A 19,637-nucleotide genomic window follows, 5' to 3' on the forward strand; every position below is an offset into this window, starting at 1 on the left:
GCCCACATGCAGCGACCGACCATAAAGACGATAGCACGGGAAACGGGACTGTCGATTGCGACGGTCTCCAAGGCTCTGAAGCATTCTCCGCAGGTTCGCCCGGAGACCAGGGCCATCGTGCTCGATGCCGCCGAGCGCGTGGGCTACGAGCTCAATCTTCACGGCGTGCAGCTGCGCACCGGCAAGACCTATCAGGTTGCCGCCATCATGACGGCGCCGGGCCCGAAGGAAAACGAATGGGAGGGCGTGGAATATGCGCAGCTCCTCAGCGGTATTTCCTGGGCGCTGGAAGAAAGCCCCTATCGCGTCTCGCTCTACGCGGTGCGCGACTTCGAGGAAAGCCAGGAAACGATCAGGCAGATCGTTTCAATGAAGAAAGCCGACGGCATCATCATCTCGGGCACGCGCGCCGACGATCCGCGTATCCGCTTGATGCAGGAGGCGGATTTCCCCTTCGTGACCTACGGCATGAGCATCCACAATGCACCGCACGCCTATGTCGACGCCGACAACGCACAGATGATCCGCCTGTCCATGGCGCGGCTGATCGAACGCGGCCACAGGCGCATCGCGCTGCTCAATCCGAAAGAGCAGTTCACCTACGGCGTCGTCCGTCTGGAAAGCTACCGCAACGCGCTCGAAAAGGCAGGCCTGCCCTACGATCCCGCGCTCGTCGCTCATGGTCGGCTTACGCCCGCCTTCGGCCGGGAGAATGTTGTCACAATGTCTGCGCTTGCCGATCCGCCCACCGCCTATATCTGTGCCAACGAAGCCACCGCGCTCGGCGCCTTTTCCGGCTTCCACGCGCGCGGGCTGGTGCATGGGCGTGACGCCGTCATCAATGCGACCGACGACCTTAACGTCAGCCAGTATTTCGCACCGCCGATCACGAGCTACTACCTGCCGATCGGCGAGCCGAGCGCGCTGCTCGGCAAGTTCATCCTGCGGCGGATGGAGGGAGAGCCGCCCGAGGCCCTGCAGACGCTCCTGATGCCGGATCTCATCGAGCGCTCGGACGACCGGCTGAGGCCGGGAAGATGACCGGCCGGTACGCCGCAACGCTTCGGCTCTCGATATAAACGTTTACATCAGCCACTGGAACGCGATGCCGCGACGGTTTCTCCGCCGACAATCGGAATACGACAAAGGACTTTACCTTGCACATGCCGCTGACGAGCCCCAATCACTTCAACTCCGACTTTCGGACGCCTGACCGGCTTGAACTCGGCGTGTGCTACTACCCGGAACAATGGCCGCGCGGGAAATGGGCGGAAGACGCCCGGCGAATGGTCGAGCTTGGGCTCTCCTGGGTTCGCATAGGCGAATTCGCCTGGGCGAAGATAGAGCCGCGGCCGGGCGAATTTCATTGGGAATGGCTGGACGAGGCGATCGACGTCCTGGGCAAGGCCGGCCTCAAGGTCATCCTCGGCACGCCGACGGCGGCTCCGCCGAAATGGCTCGTGGACCGCTACCCCGAGATCCTGCCGGTGGACGCCACGGGGGCGGTGCGCAATTTCGGCGCGCGACGGCACTATTGCTTCTCGAGCCGGCGTTACCGCTCCGAGGCGGCGCGCATCACCGAAGCGATGGCGCGCCGCTATGGCGAACACATCTATGTCCATGCCTGGCAGACGGACAACGAATATGGCGACCATGATACGATCTACAGCTATTCCGCCGAAGCGGTCAGGGCGTTCCGACTGTGGCTGGCCGAGCGCTATGGTTCGATCGAGGAACTGAACCGCGCCTGGGGCACGTCGTTCTGGTCGATGAGCTACAACAGCTTCGAGGAAATCGATCTGCCGAACAATCTCGTGGAGGAGCCAAGCCCGACCCATGGGGTGGATTTTATCCGCTTCTCTTCCGATCAGGTGAAGAGCTTCAACAAGGCCCAGGTCGACATCCTCCGGGCGCATTCGCCCGGCCGTCCGGTGACGCACAACTTCATGTCGCAGAACACCGATTTCGATCATTACAGGGTGGGCGAGGACATCGACATCGCCTCCTGGGACGTCTATCCGATGGGCGGCCTGCTCAACGGACGCCTCGCAGCGAAGGACAAGGAGCATTATCTCCGGGTCGGGGACCCCGACCAGCCGGCCTTCAACCACGATCTCTACCGCGCCGTCGGCCGCGGCCGCATCTGGGTCATGGAGCAGCAGCCGGGGCCGGTGAACTGGGCGGCGCACAACCAGGCGCCGGCCGACGGCATGGTCCGGCTCTGGACGTGGCTCGCCTACGCCCACGGGGCGGACGTGGTCTCCTATTTCCGCTGGCGTCAGGCACCGTTCGCGCAGGAGCAGTTCCACGCGGGCCTCCTTCTTCCAAACAGCGAGGCGGATCAGGGCTATCTTGAAGTGGCCGAGGTCGTCGCGGAGATGAAGCGCCTGCCCGCGGGAGAGGTGCGCGGCAAAGCACAGGTCGCGATCCTTCTCGACTACGAATCGCGCTGGGCGACACGCGTTCTGCCCCAGGGGCGGAGCTACTCCGGCTCGGCGGTTGCGCTCGATTGGTATTCGACGGCGGCGCGTCTCGGCGTCGATGTGGATTTCATAGGCCAGCACTCCGATATCGACGGATATAAGCTGATCCTTGCGCCGGATCTCGTGATCGCCGAGGAGACTTTCGTCGAGCGGCTCGCGGGGTCGCAAGCCAAGGTGGTCTTCGGTGCGCGCAGCGGCAGCAAGACGAAGGAGATGCATATTCCCGAAAGGCTGCCGCCAGGGCCTCTGGCGAAGCTCATCGATATCAGCGTCACACGGGTCGAATCGCTGCCGGAGTTTCACAGCGAGACCGTTCTCTATGGCAATGAGGCCTATGAGGCGGGCGGCTGGCGCGAGACGGTCAGGACGAAGGAGACCGTTCTCGCAAGCTTCGACGGGGAGTATCGCAACGGCGCGCCGGCGCTCGTCGGCAACGATAAGGCACGCTATCTGGCGGTTGCGGCCAATGGCGCATTGCTCAACAAGGTGATCGGGGATGCGCTCGGCTGGGCTGGGCTGGAAAGCCTGCCCGATCTCGGCGATCTTCGCGTAACGCGCCGCGGCAATCTCCGTTTCGCCTTCAATTTCGGCCGGGTCGCCGCGGAGGTACCCGCGGGCGCCGCGGCCGAGTTCTATGTGGGGGGACGCACGCTGAAACCCGTCGATGTTGCGATCTGGACGGAATGAACCCCGGAGCTTCGACGTAGCCGACCTTTCGGCGAGGTCACATCGTCGTGAGCCTGGATTGCACTTGATGACTTGTCGTCCCATTCGCCCTAGGTCGAACGCATGACTATGCTCGTTATTGCGTTCCTTGCGCTCTTCGGTTTCCACTCGGCGGCAGCCGGGCAGGATCAGTCGGCCGTCACCACCTTGCTGACGAGACTGGCGACGAGGGACGACCTGAAGCCGCTGAAGACCGTCATCGTCGCCAGGGACGGGGAGACGATCGCCGAGAACGGGTATCGCGGCCACACGCCCTCGGAGTCGGCCAACATCAAGTCGGCATCGAAATCGATCGTGTCCGCCCTTGTGGGCATCGCGATCGGCAAGGGTCTGCTCGACGGCCCGGAGCAGAAGATCGCGCCGCTCCTGAAGGAGGATCTTCCGTCGCAGGCCGACCCGCGGATCAACGACATTACCATCGGCAACCTCCTGTCGATGCAGGCGGGACTGGGGCGGATGTCGGGACCGAATTACGGACGCTGGGTTTCGAGCCGCAACTGGGTCCGTTTCGCGCTGGCACAGCCTTTCGACGACGAGCCCGGAGGCCGGATGCTCTATTCGACCGCCTCGACGCATCTGCTCTCGGCAATACTGACCAAAGTGGGCGGCAAGCCGACACTGGCGCTAGCACGCGAATGGCTTGGTCCGGTCGAGGGTTTCCGAATCGGGTCATGGGATCGCGATCCCCAGGGCATCTATCTCGGCGGCAACCAGATGGCGATGAGCGCGCGATCGCTGCTTGCCTTCGGCGAACTCTACCGCAACCGGGGCCGCACCGCAGACGGACTGCAGGTCGTCCCGGCCGATTGGGTCGAGCTTTCCTGGCGGCCGCGCACGGAGTCCCGCTTTACCGGCGACGGCTATGGGTATGGCTGGTTCACGCGCCGGATCGGCGACGAGGATGTGTATTACGCATGGGGCTATGGCGGCCAGATGCTCTATATCGTGCCGTCCCTGAACCTGACTGTGGTTATGACGTCGGATGAAAGCGGCCCCTCGGCACGCAACGGCTATCGCGACGCCTTGCATGGGGTCCTGGCGGAAATCATCTCCGCCGTCAAAGCGGATTGAGGCGGCATGGTCCTGCTCTGCCGCTGCTAATGAGATGCATCAAGAAGATACAATAAGGGCGCGCAAAACCTCATTGTTTAGCGCGCTCAAAGGACCTGGCCGAGGTCTCGCGGCATCCTATGCCGTTGGCTGTTTCGTCTTCCGGAGATACGGGAGCACGGTGTCGAAAGAGCCGAAACGCTGAATGGCGTCCTCGTTGGAAACTGCCGCCGTGATGATGACGTCCTCGCCCTGCTGCCAATTGGCGGGCGTCGCAACCTGATGCTTGGCAGTGAGCTGGATCGAGTCGATCGCGCGCAGGATCTCGTTGAAGTTACGGCCGGTTGTCATCGGATAGGTGAGGATCAGCTTGATCTTCTTGTCGGGACCGATGACGTAGACCGAACGCACGGTGGCGTTGTCCGCCGGGGTGCGGCCCTCGGACGTGTCTCCGGCGCCGGCCGGCAGCATGTCGTAAAGCTTTGCCACCTTCAGATCGCGGTCGCCGATCAGCGGATAATCGACGTCGAAGCCGGTCGCGATCTTGATGTCGTTCTTCCATTTGGTATGGCTTTCGACCGGATCGACGGAGATGCCGATGATTTTGACGCCGCGCTTGCGAAACTCCGGTTCGATTCCGGCCATGGCGCCGAGTTCCGTCGTGCAGACCGGGGTGAAATTCTTGGGATGGGAGAAGAGGACAGCCCAGCCGTCGCCGATCCATTCATGGAAATTGATCGGACCCCGTGTCGTCTCGGCGGTGAAATCAGGGGCGGTGTCATTGATGCGCAGGCTCATGGCTTGTTCCCTTTCAGCTCAAAAAATTTCGCTAAGAATAGCGCAATCGTCGCCGTTTTCGAGGAGGAAACGAACGATTGACGGCGGCAGGAGGAATGACAGCATCATAGCTTGTCAATCGGCGCGATATTTTTTGCCGGCCGGCGTAAAAGGAAAGGTCTTACAAGTCTTTCGCGGACGCGTTGACATCGCCCTGCCGCAGCCGCATAGATGACGCATTCCGAGGGGAGCACCAGACGGTGCTGAGATGGCGTTGAGCCGGACCCTTGAACCTGATCCGGGTCATGCCGGCGTAGGAACGGAAGAAGGCCGCCAGCGGCAAGTTCGCCTTTTCATCGCCTTTCCTGGATCTCCGTGATGAGCCCGTCTGGAGATCGATCGATGACGTCCATTGCCGCACTACCCAACGCAAGCATCATCCGTGCGAAGGAGGGCGGCGCATGACGGCGATTGCCCTCACCATCGCCGGCTCGGACTCGGGCGGCGGAGCCGGCATCCAGGCGGACCTCAAAAGCTTTTCGGCGCTCGGCGTCTACGGCGCCAGCGTCATCACCGCAATCACGGCCCAGAACACCAGGGGTGTGACGGCCGTCGAGGATGTTTCCGCCGAAATCGTGTCCGCGCAGATAGACGCGGTTTTCTCCGACCTCGACGTGAGCGCCGTCAAGATCGGCATGGTCTCGCGTCGGGAAACCATCGCCGCCATTGCCGACGGACTGCGCCGGTTCGGGAAACGGGCCGTCGTGGATCCGGTCATGGTGGCGACTTCCGGCGATGCGCTGCTTCGCCCGGATGCCGTCGCGGCGCTCATCGAAGAGCTATTGCCGCTGGCGCTCGTCGTTACACCCAATCTTGCGGAGGCCGCGCTCATGACGGGGCGCGCGGTCGCCGAGGACGAGGCCGAAATGGCGCGCCAGGCGGAAGCGATCCTGCGGGCAGGCGCACACTCGGTTCTGGTCAAGGGCGGGCACCTGGAGAATCCGGAGGCCACGGACCTCTTCTTCGACGGAGATACTCTTGTCCGCCTACCCGCTGCGCGGATCGAGACGCGCAACGACCACGGCACCGGCTGCACGCTTTCGGCAGCCATTGCCGCGGGCCTTGCGAAAGGCATGCCGCTGGTTGAAGCGGTGAGCGCTGCGAAGTCCTATCTGCATGCCGCAATTTCCGCAGCCGATCGCCTGGAGATCGGGCAGGGTCGCGGACCCGTCCATCACTTCCATCGGTGGTGGGAGGAGTAAGGCGGCATCAGGGTCTAAGACTTTGATAGGACCTATCTTCCAACGGCAAACCGTTACACACTTTTTCTGGAAGTGCTCCAGGTGCCTCGCTCTAGCCACTGTTCTTCAGCAACATGCTTTCAACATGGCTGCGATTGGCAATCGGTTCTCGCGATATGCACTTTCTTATCCGCCGGCTTGAGGCTTTCAACCGTGACGACCTGCCGGATTGGCGGCGGTCGCCAAGCAGGGCGCGGCGTGCTCTTTCGATCCTGCCGTCGCTGATCGAGTTTTCGCTCTTCTATGCGCTGGCACTCATGGCCCTGACGGCGGTCATTGCATTGATGGCAGCCGGTTGGATCATGGGTCTCGATCGCCGCAAGGCCTGACGGTACGGAGCGAATGGCCGCGCCCACAAGCGGCGCGGCCGCGTTTGCCTCAAGCGGCGGTGTTTTCCGTGACCGTATTCTCGATGTAATACTTGCCGTAGCGGTGACGGTATTTCTCCGCCCCGTCGAAGTCGCTGTATTTGCCGAGCTCGTTCATATCCGTCTTGTTGAGGATGACGCCCAGCACCTTCGAGTTGATCAGCGGTTCCGAGTTGAGCAGATCGCGTACGAGCCGCGAAGGCGTCATGCCCCACTCGACTACGAACAGGATGCCGTCGGCCAGCGGCGCGAAGGCCTTGGCGTCGACGACAGGTGCGAGCGCAGCAAGATCGACCACGACATAGTCGAAGGCGTTGCGCGCGTTTTCGATGAGGTTCGCCATGGCCGGGGAGGCGAGCAGTTCGTTGCTCTGATGTCGTTGATGCGAAGCGCCACCGGCTGGAAGGATAGCGAGCTTGGTGCGCTGGTCTACCTTGATACCGGCGGGCCAGCTTGCTTCTCCGGTCAGAGTTTCGACGAGACCGGTGCGGGGGGCGGGCGTGATCATCTGCGTCAGTCCCGGCTTGCGTATATCGGCATCGATGAGCAGGGTCCGCTTGCCGCTTGCCGCCAGAAGTGCGGCGAAGTTTGCAGCAACGATCGATTTTCCCTCATCCGGAAGGGCGGATGCTATGGCGATCACGCGGCTCTCGCTGCCGGACAGCATCTGGTCGCAGGCAAGCTTGGCGTTGCGGAATGTCTCCGCGAAGGTGGACCGCGGCGCATCCACGACGATGCGCGAAAGGCGTTGAAACGGCATCGTACTGTCCACCGCTTCGTCGGGTCTCTTCACCGAACCGAAATGCGCATGGACAAGTTGCGCTTTCTTCTTCATGCGCGTTCCAAGAAGCGGGACGTAGCCGAGCGAGCGATGGCCGAGGATCGAGCGCACGTCACCCTCCAGACGGAATGTCCGTTCGCGGAATTCGAGGAACGCCGCGTAAGCGCCGCCCACCATCATGCCGAGCACGGCCGAAAGAGCGAGGGTCATGGTTTTCTTGGGGCTCGACGGCGACACCGGCACGCCAGCCTCGGAGATGACCCGTGCCTTCGCGATCGGGAAGGATTGCTGCTGCGTCGCCTGTTCGTAGCGGCCGAGATACGACTCATAGAGCGTCTTCAGAGCCGCCGCCTTTTGTTCGAGCTCCCTCAATTGCACGAGTTGCTCGCTCGCGTCGGAGGTCTTGCCGGCAATGCCCTGGATGCTCTTCCTGAGCGATTCCTCGCGCGACTGGGCGACCTCGTATTCATTCCTGTAGCTTGCAGTGAGCTGCTGCAGTTCCTGGTAGATCTGCCGCGCGACATCCTCCTGCTCCGTGCGGAGCGACACCGCTTGCGGGTGGTCGGCGCCGAAGTTGTCGGAGACTTCCCGCTCGCGCTTGCCGACGGCAAGATAGCGCGTCCTCAGGTCGCGGATGACCGAGTTGTCGCCCTCCTTCGCGGAAATGGTGGCGTTCTTCACCGCGTTTTCCGGACCCTGATCCACGATCGACTTATACTGGTTGTAGCGAGCCGACGCGCTTGCAGTGTCCGCCTGGGCGACGATGAGCTGGCTGTTGAGGTCGGCCATTTGCTGCTCGGACATCAACTCGCCGCGCGCAGCCGTCAGGCCGTTCTCGGCCCTGAAATGTGCGACCTCAAGCGCCGCGGCCTGCGAGCGCTGCTGCAGATCCGTAAGCCGTTCCTGCAGCCAGACGGATGCGCGCTCGGTCGCCTCGAAATTGGCGTTCAACTGGTCGGTCAGATAGGCATTGGCGTATCCACGGGCGATGGTCGCCGCAAGCACAGGATCGCTCGATCGAAAGGCCACGGCCACGACCGAGCTTCGCGAAACACGCTCGACTGCGAGCGATTGCTGTATGATCGCGGCAGCCTTCTGCCGCCGCCCGTTGCGCGCCGCCTCCGGCGTGACTTCGGGGCCACCCGAAAAGAGCCCGGTTGCCGTCTTCAGCCATTCCTTGACGATGTCGACCGGGGAGCGCGGCGGATTGAGGATGGTGTCGTTTTCAGCAAGCTTGAGCTTGTCGACAACGCGCAGCGCCAGTTCGCCTGATTTCAGAATCTCGACCGCACTCGCAATCTGCGTATCGAGCATCTGGCTGTTTACCGGGGTAGGCTCTTCTTCGGCGTATTTGGACAGATTCTCATCGAGAAGGATCTGCGTCATCGACGTGTAATAGGGTGTGGCAAAAAGAAGATAAACGGCTCCAAGCGCAATGAAGAGCACGACGAATGCGGCCACAAGCCGGGCACGGCGATAGACGGCGGCGACAAGCCGGTCGAGGTCGATAAAGCCGTCCGACTGTTCTTCGCTGGGCATGATGCTGCTCAATGGAACGCTTCTTTGTTTCATGGGGGCCGTTCTGTTCATCTTTTTCTCCGGTCCTTGTACGGGCAGTCCTGCAGGACTGCCCGTAACCGTCGCTTATGCCGCCCGGATGCGGCTTTCGTGAGACAGAACCATGTCGCGAACGGTCTCGAAAACGGCATCGCCGATATCGGTACGAGCAAGCGCGAAGGCGACATTGGCTTCGATGAAGCCCTGCTTCGAACCGCAGTCGAAGGTACGGCCCTCATAGGGATGCGCGTGGAAGGACTGGGATTGCGAAAGCGTCAGCATCCCGTCCGTCAACTGGATCTCGTTGCCGGCGCCGCGCGGCTGGTGAGCCAGGATCGAGAAGATTTCCGGCTGAAGGATGTAGCGCCCGTTGAGATAATAGTTGGACGGCGCCTTTCCGGCGGCGGGCTTTTCGACCATTTCGGTCACGGAGAAACCGTGCCGGACCGTCTCGCCCTTGCCGACAATGCCGTATTTCGAGGCTTCCTCGGGAGCGCATTGCTCGACGCCGACGACGTTGCCGCCGACCTCGTGATAGAGGTCCATGAGGCCGGCCACGCAACCGCGCGCGCCGAAGGAGACCATGTCCGGCAGCAGCAGCGCGAAGGGCTCGTCGCCGATCAGGTCGCGCGCGCACCACACCGCGTGCCCGAGGCCAAGGGGGGCCTGCTGGCGGGTAAAGCTGACAGAGCCGGCTGCCGGCAGCATGGCCTCGAGTTCGGAAATCTGCGCGCTCTTGCCCGAACGCGAAAGCGAAGAGATGAGCTCCGGTGCGTCATCGAAATGATCTTCGATCACCTGCTTGTTGCGGCTGGTGACGAAGACGATGTGTTCGATTCCGGCCTGGCGGGCCTCGTCCACGGCATATTGAACGACGGGCCGGTCGACGATCGTCAACATCTCCTTGGGCACTGCCTTTGTCGCGGGAAGGAACCTGGTTCCGTTTCCTGCAACAGGGATAACGGCTTTTCTGACGGTCCTGGCACGGTCCATTGTATCATCCTTTGCTTATTGAGGGTCGTTGCCCAGCGGGGATCGTTCAGCCGTCGCCGTCACGGGGGCGGCGTGAGGGACGGAATGGGAGGATTTATGCACGACACGCGCGACAACGCGGCGCAATCGGGCAGCGATCGGCATGCTGAGATGCCGGAGCGCGAGGGGGTCGGCCAGCGCGGTCTTGAGCGCATCGGCCAACGATCTCTTTTTCAGCTGTTCTACGAGGACCAGAAACGAGCGGGCTTGGCGGAAGCCGCGCATGCGCCGGCGTTGCATTTTCTGCGCCTGGCCGTCGAGCGTGTAGCGGCGCAGGAACGCCTCGTCGGCGGCGATCATCGCGTCGATATGATCGAGCCTCAGCACACGCGAGATGGATCCCTCGCGGATATGGTAGATATAGCCGGCGGATGGCTCGACCGCGCAACGCCCGCCACAGGCGAGGGCCGATGCGAGCAGGATGTAGTCCTCGCCGATGCGCAGCGTCTCGTCGAAGCGAAGCTGCTGGTGTTCCAGGAAGCGGCGCTCGAAGATCGGTTTCATGTAGCCGAAATTGTGCTCGGATCGAAAGAGCACATTGGATGCGATGAAGGCGGGAAGAGTGAGCTGCTGCAGGCGGGTGAGGTCCGCTTCGGAGAACATCGTGAGACGGCGCCCGTCGAGCGAGACCACGTCCAGATTGTCGACGGCGATCTGTGCGCCCGTCTCGTTCGCTCTGTCTATCATCCTCCTCAGTCGGTCGGGCCGAACCGTATCGTCCGAATCGAGAACGGCGACCCACCGGCCGCGTGCCGCCTCGATACCGGCGTTGCGCGCACCACCTGGACCGCGGTTGCGGTCAAGGGCGATCAGCCGGATGCGCGAATCCGGGATCGCTGCCACGAGCGCCGGCGTCGCGTCCGCCGAACAATCGTCCACGACGACGACCTCGACGGTCACACCTTCCTGCGCCAATGCGCTTTCGATTGCACGCACGATCGTATCCGCGGCATTATACGCGGCGACGACGAACGTGACGTCGGGGGCCTTGTCGATCGCCGGGGCGCTCATGCCGAGGTCACCTCGCGAACTCCGTATTGCTCGATTTCCTTAAGCCCCAGCAAGCCGCTGATAACGCCGGCATGTAGCATGGCGCGCAGCACAAAGCGGTATCGTCTCGCGGCGGAGGGAAAGCAGAAAACCGCGGCAGCTGCGCAAAAGCCGGATTTGGCGCCGGCAAGGGCGATATTTCCGGCCCGGCGGAATCCATTCGCTTTTTCGGACAGAAGGCGACCATGTGTCTGCCCGGAGCGGAAGCGCCGCTTTGCGAGCCAGGCAAGGGAGGCCCTGCTTTCCGGTACCGGTTCATGGACCCATGCCTCCGGCGAAAAGGCGATCGTCCCGCCGGCTTGGTGCATCCCGGTGAAGAAATCCGTGTCCTCGCCGCCGCTCTTACCGAGTGACAGCTTGAAGCGCCGGCCGAAGAGCGATGGTGCGTCGCGCTTGAGCAGCGCATTGCAGGTGTATCCGGTGCGGATCTCTCCCTTGACCCAGACCGGCAGTGTCGAGTGGAAATCGCCGCTGCGCATCCAGCCGGGGGCCGTAGGTCCGTAGTGTGCCCTGACGGGACCGAGCACGGCGGCGGCTCCCGTGATGCGCGCCGTTTCAAGAAGGCGGAGCAGCCAGTCGCCCGACACGGTCTCGTCGTCATCGAGGAAGGCGAGGAAGTCGCCGGTGCTGTTGTCGAGACAGCAATTGCGGGCGATCGAGATATTCGAGTGAGGGCAGTGAACGTAGAGGATATCGAACGGCATCTGCGGCCGAAGTCCTTCTACCAGAGCCCTGGCGCTCGGTTCCGCGTCGTTGTCGGCGACGATCACGCGCAACCTGGCGCGCGCCGGCACGTTGATCGCAGCCAGCGAGCGAAGCGTCTCGCCAAGCTCCGGCCGGCGGTACGTGCAGACGCCGATATCGATGTGAAGAGTTACGTTCGGCATCAGGCCACCCTGCGGCGGAAGTCGAGGAGTTCCCGCCAGAAGCCGGCCGACCAGGCAAAATGCATGACCATGGCTGCAACGGCGGCGAGGGGGCCGTAAGGATTACGCTGGCCGAGAGCCATCCAGACGCCGTAGCCGAGGCATGCGGCAGCCCAAACTCCCACTGGCACCACGGCCATCCAGTTGACGATCGCGAGAAGCGCTCCGAAAGCGATGGGCGCCACCGCAAGCGGCAGCATCTGCCTGAGCGCGGGCATTGCGCGATGTTTGAGAAAGTTCTTTGCCCGTCCGCGGCCGTAGCCGAAATATTGCCAAAACAGCGGGACGAGCTTGGCACGAGGATAATAGACCATGCTCGTCTTGTCGGTCATCCAGATCCGATAGCCCGCTTTTCCGAGACGATAGTCGAGTTCGGCATCCTCGTTGTGGCTGAAGCTCTCGTCATAGCCGCCGACGGCCCTGAAGGCTTCGATGCGCATCAAGGCATGATGACCGTGCTCGGCCCAGTGGCCGACGGCACCGGTTCGGTGCTTCGAACCGCCATTGCCGAGCTTCGAGTTCTGGGCGAAGGCCGTTGCCTTCTGGAAGGTGCTGAAACCGACGGTCTGCATGGCGACCACGATCGAGTCCGCTCCTGTCGCCAAAGCGTCCTCGACGAGCCGCTCGCAATAGTCGTCCGGATAGGTTCCGTGCGCGTCGATGCGGATGAGGTAGTCGCTGCCGGAGCCGAGTTCGGCGACGGCGCGATTGACCGCTGCGCTCTGTATGCGCTTCGGATTGTCGAGGAAGAGCACCCGTGGATCCTCAGCGGCAAGGCGCCGGGCGATCTCCCGCGTTCCGTCGGTGCTGCCGCCGTCGGCAATGACCACCCGTGCGTTCAACGGTGTGAGTGACGGGCGCAGCCTTTCGATCAGCGCCTCGATATGCGAGGCCTCGTTGAGGCAGGGTATGACGATAAGACTCGACGTGGACGTCCGTTCATCTGAGCTCATAGAAATCCACCTTCGTTGTGGCGGGAACCCGCCATCGCGACTACGGGAACCGTCTTCGGTGCCTCGAGGGTGAGCGCAGCCAGTTGCCGCACCAGAGCTTCGCAATCGGCGCGGTTGAACACCCAGGACCCGGAATTGCAGCGGCTGACGCGCTCTGCGGCGTCGGCATAACAATTTGGCGTCAGCGAACCGAGAACTCTGGCGAGACTCTCGGCATCGGCTTCCTCGAGAGTGACGCCGATACCTCGCACGGACAGGAAACGGGCGGTCTCCGTCCCTTTCGCGGCGATCGGAATTCGGCCGTGGCGGCAGCCCTCGTAGAGCCGGTTCGGCAGCAGCCAGGCAGAATTCTGGCCCTCCTCGAAGAAGTCGATCGCCCAGGTGAAATGAACCTCGCCGTAGATTTCTGCCAAGTCTTCGGGATTGCGGTAGGCGCCTTCGAACCGCATGAAGGGCTCGTTCCGGACGAAGCCGTCGAAATCGTCGAATTCGGAATAGGCGGGCCTGCCGCGCAGAACGATCTCGAAGCGGCCCTCCATCTTGCGCGTGAATTCGGCGAGAAGGGCGAGCGACCTGCGGCAGCGCAGCGCTCCGAACCAGCCGATCTTCCAGGGCGAGCCGGGCGGCGGGCATTCGGCCGTTGGGGCGGTCCGCTGCTCGACCGTGCCGTCGATTTCGAGCACCTTGTTTTCCAGCAGCATCGGCGGAGCCCCGATACCGGAAAGGGGCCGGAAATAATGCTCGATGAAGGCGGGGGAACTGGTGATCAACAGGCGCGCATCCTTGCCGAGCTGGCTTTCGGCCGCGCGCAGCATCTGCCCGACGATATCGGTTCGCAGCATGAGGCGGTGGATGTCGAGGCATTCGTAGACGATGGGAACCGCGCCGCCGAAGAGCGCGACTGCTCTCTGCGCCACGGCAAGCATCTCCAGATTGCGCGCGATGATGACATCCGGTTTGCGGACATGGCCGAACCGGCGTCGCAGCGACAAGCAGGCGCGAGCGACGGCACCGATTCGCTGAGCGAAACGGCCGTCGGCGGTGGTTCCGAGTTCGATCGGCTCGACGCCTTCGATGGCGGCCAGCGGATTGCCGCCGCGGCGGAAGCCGGCGAGCGTCACGCGTGCGCCGCCCGCGACGAGCGTGAGGGTTCTCCGGCGCACTGCGGGATCGGCAAGATCCTGTGCGAGATAGAGTATCTGCAGCATGAAAACGTCCGTTTTCCTGCCCAGCCCGGGGCCGAGCTTAGTTCAATTCTTTGTGCACTGCAACAAAATGGATAAATTACTCAGTTCCGGCCATCATTCGGATTGCGCCCTCTCCAGTTGGCAGGCGACCGACTCGGCGAACTGGCACTCGTCGCCGGCAGCCGTGAAGGCGACGCGATCGACCTGGAGCTTTGTGGGCTCCTTGTAGGAGAAGGTGCCCATCCAGTCGGTGAGCGTGTCCGTACCCCAGAGGCTGAAGAAGATCTTCTGGGCGTTTACCGGGATCTTCGCCGGATCGGTCACTTCGTGAACCAGTTCGCCGTTGACGTAATAGCGGATGCGGTTCTTTTCCCAGACGAAGGCATAATCGTTGAAGCCCTGGTTGGCGCCACCCGGGACATCGGCGAGAAATTCGTTGCCGCCCGTTGCCGACACATACTGGTTGATCTGTACTTTCGCCGTGTTCTTTCCGAGAACTTCGAAATCGATCTCGTCGTGCGGCTTCTTGTCGGCCGGTCCGATATAAGTGAAGAAGGCCGAGTTCAGGCCCGAACCGTCGGCCGCCTTGATCCGGGCCTCGTACGTGCCGTAGCCGAAACGCTTGCGTGTCTGGATTTCCCCGCAGGCGAAGTTACGCTCCTTTACCTTCCTTTCCTCGAAGGTCAGTTCCAGAACGCCGTCAACGGTCTTCACCTGCTTCTTCGACCAGGTGCAATTCTGGTGCCCGCCATTGTTCCATCCATCCGAAACGAACCAGATGCCGGTGTCGAGGGTGTCGAAATCGTCCTTGAACGAGGTGCCGTTGGCGCCTTCCTGCGCCGCCGCCGCGCCCGCGAAACCGGCGAGAGGGAGCATTGCGATGAAGGCGAGACGGGCGATGCGTCTACGGTGATCGATAGTCATGGTCATTACCTTTGCTGGGGCGAATAGCCTGCCTGCGCGCCTTGCTGATGCTGCATGGCCATTCGTTTCGCGCCTGTTCGGCTGCCGGTAAGCACTGCGAGGAGGTCCGGCGCCAAGCGCTGTACGAGGTTGTGGGACACGACGAGGATCGCAATGGCGATGAACGGCGCCGTGAAGTAGAAGAGCGGATAATAGCTGAGTCCGGTACGGTTCCAGATCATCCAGAACAGGACGAGCAACGGATAGTGGCCGCAGAAGATCCAGAAGCTCAGCCCGCTCCCGCGCCCCAGTCTTTCGCCGAGACGCGAACGGATAAGCAGTTCCGACATCGCCCAGGAGCCGATAATGCCCGCGATCGAACTCAGGCGGAGTGCCGTGTCGAGCCAGAGCGGAAAATCCGGACCGGTGTAGTAGAGACCGACGGCGATTACGACCGCGATTGCCAGGAATCCAGCCGCGATCGGTGCGGCGAGGCGATCTAGCATTTTGATGTTCACGCCATGCAGGCTCGCATAGATTCCGACCGAGAAGCCGAACACGATGGACTTCTTGAGAAAGATCCCGTTGGGCAGCGGCAATATCGCATAGGCGAGCAGAGCAAGCAGGGTCACGCGCGGATAACGGCTTACCAGCAGGGCGAGAAGCGGCGACAGCAGGATACAGAGCATAAGGTCGCGCAGGAAATACAGTGGCAGGTTGACGGGCGGTGCCTCGATCGCAAAGGCCATGCTCAGCCACTGGCGCGGTGTCGCATTGATCGTATCCGGCAGGTAGCCGAAGCCCAGGCCCTGGTGTTGGACGGCGTAAACCACCAGAAAGAAGGAGCCGCTCCAGATAAGGAACGGCAGGAGAACGGTCCGCGTCTTGGACTTCAGCGTCTTCCAATAGTCGAAACCGGCAAGGCCCCGCCGGAAAAGAAGATAGCCGGAGATTGCGCTGAGGCAGGGAACACCGATGCGGAACAGGCTTTCGCCGAGAAAGACGCGCAGCCAGTCCAGCATGCCGTAGTTGCCCAGAAAGGGACTCCACTGCGGATTGTAGGGAACGTGCACAAATACGATGCCGGAGATCAGCAGAATGCGCATCAGGTTGATGCGTGCCGAGACATTCGCGTCCATACTCACGATATCAGTCACTCCCTATCGGGCAGCGCCTTGCGGCAGCCGTTTCAACAGAGCAGACCTCAGCCCGCAGGGAGAGAAACTAGGGCACTCCCGAAGAAAAAATATGGCGTTGCAGCAGAAAAGTGCACAGAGACATGCTGCAGTGCACCTAAGCGGCGAGCTTCCGCGAAAAAGACGGCAGCCCGTCTGAAGGCTGTTTCCTTGATAAATCCCGGTTTCGCGGCACGTTGCAGAAATCGTCCCCCGCAGAAGTTTGGGGCAATCGGCGGTTGAATGTCGCTATTGTGAATTTTTAGCGCGGGCGCTCTTTTCCTCGAAGGAGGGACGCCGATTTAGGCAGGCACCGGGCGAAATGCGGCAAGGTTGGGGCGTATCCAGCCGGGCGGGCCTGCATCGAGGTGGGCGAGATTCGCGGCCGGGTGCAAGAGGGAGGCATGCGTTCTGGCTGGAGGCGACGGCCGCCGGATCGCGTGCATATTCCCTGCAATAGGATCCGATGAAAGCAGGGGGCTGCGCAAGTTGCCCGTTTCGCGTTTCGGTGGCTCGTCGCTGGACTCTCGGCTCAGGTCCCAAGGGAACCCTGTGCCCGACTTCGCATGAAGATGATCTAGTGATCTTTTGGCTTTGCAGAAACGGTCTTGGTGTCGCTTTCGCGAAGCGGTTTCGCAAGCTCTTCGACCTCGGTCTGGCGTATTGCCGCGACCTTCGGGTCTTTCGATTTCAGTGAAGGCACAAAAATCGCCGCAAGAACGCCGATCGGCCCGAGTATGCAGCCGATGAGCAGCCAGAGCAGACTATGACCGCCCCTAACCGCCGCGACAACGGCGGTAACAATGGCACACAGGATCCAGAATTCTAAAATCATCGACTCTCGTTTGCAGCCTTCAGCAACTCGGCTTTCGGTTTACATTGCCGGCGCGCGCAGCGCAGGCGTGTTCGGGTTGGGCGCGCCAGATTCCGGCACCGTTCGACTTGGCGGTCTCCTGAGCGGAAGCGTAGAGGCCTGTGCTGTCCGTGTCCCGATCGACGGCGTTTCCGGTCTCGATCAGCCAGCGGTTCACGTCCTCGCCGTCGGCCCGGAAGCAGGTCCCGACAAAGCGGCCGTAGCGATCGCGTCCCACAAACTCGCAACGGGTCGGGCCGGATTCCGACAGAAACGCTTTCAGGGCCGAGGCCGATTCCTTGCCGCACCGGTAATCTGCTCCTCTTTCATCGAGGCAGACTTGCCACTCTTCCGGCGCGTCCACACTGTTAAGTTGGACGCGTTCGCCCGCAATTTCAATAGTATCGCCGTCGATCACCAGGGCCTGGCCAATGAGGGGATCCGCGGCATCGGCAGTATGCGTCACGACAAGTGCCGCCAGCGCGGCGCCGATCGAACGCGCACTGGCTGAGGCCAGTCCCGCCGAGCGCCAAGGCGCGCGCCTGCCGGAGAGATTTGCAGCGCTTCTGGTGACGGTCATGCCCATCCCTGTTCAGCCCGATAACCCGAACAGGCTAACCCAGGTGGATGCCATTCACATCCTTCAAAACTGTGGGTGAATACGACCGGGACGTGCATATCAACATGCTTGGGCGCAGGCCGTCGCGCGGCGCTTCGCTCGCCGAGCGGATGATTCGCGCTGGGACGCGCTCAAAAGACGAACATGTAGAGCAGGATGATGACGATGAGGGGAACGCCCATCAGCCAAAGGATAATGCCTTTCATCTCGAACATCCGTGTTGTTGCCTTCGATGCGGTAACGCGGCGTGCGGCAAACCGTTCCCGTCCGCCGCTGTTTGGCGGCGACAAAAAGGCCGGGCTGACCCGATCCATTCCCTCTGCAGTCTGGCGGGTCTCCTACTCGGCGGCCCCCACGAGAGCCGACTTCGACTTGCGCGCCCGCGCCATTTCCAGAAGCCTCCGCAACAGCAGTCGCTCCGTCAGGAGTATCAGAACCGTGTAGATCACGCCGCCGATAGCCGCCCCGACGATCAGTTGCGAAACGGCATGCGGCACGTGAGCGCCGAAATGCTCGAGCAGAAAGCGGACGACGAGCGCCATCAGCAGCGCCGCGATCATCGGCCGGCTGGATAGGAACAAGCCCTTGAGAAACGGCGTACCGTCGGCGCGAAACACCACCCAGGAGTAGCCGACAAGCGTTGCGGCATTGACGATGCACAACCAGATCATCGCCTCGACCAGGGAGCCGTCTCTGGCGCCGTAGGCAACCGCCGCGGTTGTCGCAGCCGCGCGAATCAGCGCCCACCAGAACAGGACGGTTCCGTGGCCGACGCCCTTCAGATACGGAATGAAGGTGCTGCAGGGGGTGAGAATTCCTTTCGACAGTGCGAGAAGACCGAGGACCGGCCAGGCAAAGGCCCATTGGCTTCCGAAAAGAACGAGCATTGCGGGCTCGGCCAGCGCCCAGAGACCGAACATCATCGGCGCCAGCAGAACGGTGGTCACCTGGGTGCTGAGCATCAGCGCCTGCGAGCGCCGCGCGCGATCATGCATCATCTGACCGAAAGTCGGGAACAACACGCCCATGACGGCGGAGAGAACGACCTGATTCGGAATGCTCGCGAATCGGTTCGCCGCCGAATAGGCGCCAGCGTCGGAGAGCCCCAGATATCGGGATATGACGACCATCGGGGATTGGAACGTGATGAAGTTCGCAATCTCGGAACCCATCATGCCGAAACTGAAGCGGCTGAGGGCCAGAACGCGCTGCAGCGAGAATACGAAGCGCGGCGTATAGTGGGAAACGGCATAGAGGCCGGACAGGCGCACCAGCGCCGATACGAAAAGCTGGGCGATCAGCGACCAGATGCCGAAACCGAGCAGGGCCAGAAGGACTGCGATCACGGCGCCGAGCGATTCGGAGATCATGCTCCAGACGGCGTCCTTGCGAAAATTCATCCTGCGCACAAGCAGCGAATAGGCGACGTCGCCGCCAAGCTGCAGCGGGATCAACAGGCTCATGATCCTGAGCAGGTAGGCAGCCTCCGGCGCGCCGAGCAGCGTGGCCAGGGGCTCGGCAAACACGAATAATCCGAGCGCCATCATGAGCGCGATCGCGAGGTTTGCCCAGAAAACCGAATGAACGGTTTCCATTTCCTCTTCCTTCTGAATGACGAGTGCGGAGGTAAGGCCGGCGCCGCCGATCATGGCGAGGAACTGCACTACGGTGAGCGCAACAGCAACGGCGCCGAATTCCTCGGGAGACAGAATGCGGGCCAGAATCGGCACCGTGACAAATTTAAGCCCGAATGTCCCTGTCTTGGAGAGAACGCTCCAGCCGACGTTGCGCGTCACTGTCTTTGCGTTAACGGTTGGAGTCATTGGCGAGGATTCCGTGAAGGTCCTTTGACGGAGGATGGGCAAAGGACAGCTCTAGATATAGGCCGCGACCCGG

The 19,637-nt window shown here is 62.1% G+C and carries 18 protein-coding genes and 1 riboswitch; of the genes, 5 read left to right on the forward strand and 13 right to left on the reverse strand.

The window, feature by feature from the left end; translation table 11 throughout:
• The first annotated feature begins 6 nt into the window (after nt 1-6).
• From SINAR_RS0102185 to SINAR_RS0102195, 3 genes are all read left to right on the forward strand, one after another.
• Entirely contained in the window at nt 7-1,041 is a 1,035-nt protein-coding gene (locus tag SINAR_RS0102185) for a LacI family DNA-binding transcriptional regulator (protein ID WP_027997518.1), read from the forward strand.
• A 116-nt stretch (nt 1,042-1,157) separates the two neighbouring features.
• Entirely contained in the window at nt 1,158-3,170 is a 2,013-nt protein-coding gene (locus SINAR_RS0102190; RefSeq protein WP_027997519.1) for a beta-galactosidase, read from the forward strand.
• Between the two features lie 102 nt (nt 3,171-3,272).
• Nucleotides 3,273-4,280: a serine hydrolase domain-containing protein gene (locus SINAR_RS0102195; protein WP_027997520.1), complete on the forward strand. Its 1,008-nt coding sequence runs from the start codon at nt 3,273-3,275 to the stop codon at nt 4,278-4,280.
• 117 nt (nt 4,281-4,397) lie between these two features.
• On the opposite strand, the gene SINAR_RS0102200 is transcribed toward SINAR_RS0102195, so the two are convergent.
• Nucleotides 4,398-5,057 carry a peroxiredoxin gene (locus SINAR_RS0102200; RefSeq protein ID WP_027997521.1) on the reverse strand — a complete coding sequence of 220 codons (660 nt, stop codon included), beginning with the start codon at nt 5,055-5,057 and terminating at the stop codon, nt 4,398-4,400.
• 213 nt (nt 5,058-5,270) lie between these two features.
• Nucleotides 5,271-5,373: riboswitch (TPP riboswitch) on the forward strand.
• Between the two features lie 124 nt (nt 5,374-5,497).
• Between SINAR_RS0102200 and thiD the strand changes: the two genes are divergently transcribed.
• Complete coding sequence (gene thiD / locus SINAR_RS0102205) at nt 5,498-6,298, forward strand: bifunctional hydroxymethylpyrimidine kinase/phosphomethylpyrimidine kinase (RefSeq protein ID WP_027997522.1); 801 nt, start codon at nt 5,498-5,500, stop codon at nt 6,296-6,298.
• 113 nt (nt 6,299-6,411) lie between these two features.
• A complete protein-coding gene (locus SINAR_RS0102210) occupies nt 6,412-6,666 on the forward strand; it encodes a hypothetical protein (protein ID WP_033056945.1) in 255 nt (84 codons plus the stop codon).
• Nucleotides 6,667-6,715: 49 nt separating this feature from the next.
• Here SINAR_RS0102210 and exoP read toward each other — a convergent pair whose 3' ends face one another.
• The 12 genes from exoP to exoT form a co-directional block, all read right to left on the reverse strand.
• Nucleotides 6,716-9,076, reverse strand: coding sequence for a succinoglycan biosynthesis transport protein ExoP (gene exoP, locus SINAR_RS0102215; RefSeq protein WP_027997524.1), 2,361 nt, complete (start codon nt 9,074-9,076; stop codon nt 6,716-6,718).
• Nucleotides 9,077-9,130: 54 nt separating this feature from the next.
• Entirely contained in the window at nt 9,131-10,036 is a 906-nt protein-coding gene (locus tag SINAR_RS0102220; RefSeq protein WP_027997525.1) for a UTP--glucose-1-phosphate uridylyltransferase, read from the reverse strand.
• Between the two features lie 15 nt (nt 10,037-10,051).
• The gene (locus SINAR_RS0102225) at nt 10,052-11,086 is read right to left on the reverse strand and encodes a glycosyltransferase family 2 protein (protein ID WP_027997526.1); all 1,035 of its coding nucleotides are present in this window, start codon (nt 11,084-11,086) and stop codon (nt 10,052-10,054) included.
• Nucleotides 11,083-12,012: a glycosyltransferase family 2 protein gene (locus tag SINAR_RS0102230; RefSeq protein ID WP_027997527.1), complete on the reverse strand. Its 930-nt coding sequence runs from the start codon at nt 12,010-12,012 to the stop codon at nt 11,083-11,085. The genes SINAR_RS0102225 and SINAR_RS0102230 overlap by 4 nt, the downstream gene beginning before the upstream one ends.
• Entirely contained in the window at nt 12,012-13,004 is a 993-nt protein-coding gene (exoA, locus tag SINAR_RS0102235) for a succinoglycan biosynthesis glycosyltransferase ExoA (protein WP_027997528.1), read from the reverse strand. The genes SINAR_RS0102230 and exoA overlap by 1 nt, the downstream gene beginning before the upstream one ends.
• Nucleotides 13,001-14,212, reverse strand: a complete 1,212-nt coding sequence (locus SINAR_RS0102240) for a glycosyltransferase family protein (protein WP_027997529.1) — start codon at nt 14,210-14,212, stop codon at nt 13,001-13,003. The genes exoA and SINAR_RS0102240 overlap by 4 nt, the downstream gene beginning before the upstream one ends.
• A 93-nt stretch (nt 14,213-14,305) precedes the next feature.
• Nucleotides 14,306-15,115 (reverse strand): endo-1,3-1,4-beta-glycanase ExoK, encoded by an 810-nt coding sequence (gene exoK / locus SINAR_RS0102245; RefSeq protein ID WP_027997530.1) that lies wholly within the window; start codon nt 15,113-15,115, stop codon nt 14,306-14,308.
• 5 nt (nt 15,116-15,120) lie between these two features.
• Nucleotides 15,121-16,233 carry an acyltransferase family protein gene (locus tag SINAR_RS0102250; protein WP_027997531.1) on the reverse strand — a complete coding sequence of 371 codons (1,113 nt, stop codon included), beginning with the start codon at nt 16,231-16,233 and terminating at the stop codon, nt 15,121-15,123.
• A 613-nt stretch (nt 16,234-16,846) separates the two neighbouring features.
• Nucleotides 16,847-17,104, reverse strand: coding sequence for a hypothetical protein (locus SINAR_RS0102255; protein ID WP_027997532.1), 258 nt, complete (start codon nt 17,102-17,104; stop codon nt 16,847-16,849).
• Between the two features lie 19 nt (nt 17,105-17,123).
• Nucleotides 17,124-17,702, reverse strand: a complete 579-nt coding sequence (locus SINAR_RS0102260; protein ID WP_027997533.1) for a thermonuclease family protein — start codon at nt 17,700-17,702, stop codon at nt 17,124-17,126.
• 170 nt (nt 17,703-17,872) lie between these two features.
• Nucleotides 17,873-18,055 (reverse strand): hypothetical protein, encoded by a 183-nt coding sequence (locus tag SINAR_RS1000000137120; RefSeq protein WP_084616953.1) that lies wholly within the window; start codon nt 18,053-18,055, stop codon nt 17,873-17,875.
• A 24-nt stretch (nt 18,056-18,079) separates the two neighbouring features.
• Complete coding sequence (gene exoT / locus SINAR_RS0102270; protein ID WP_027997534.1) at nt 18,080-19,564, reverse strand: succinoglycan biosynthesis transport protein ExoT; 1,485 nt, start codon at nt 19,562-19,564, stop codon at nt 18,080-18,082.
• Between the last annotated feature and the right edge of the window lie 73 nt (nt 19,565-19,637).

Origin of the sequence: Sinorhizobium arboris LMG 14919, from assembly GCF_000427465.1 — a bacterium.
Lineage (GTDB): Bacteria > Pseudomonadota > Alphaproteobacteria > Rhizobiales > Rhizobiaceae > Sinorhizobium > Sinorhizobium arboris.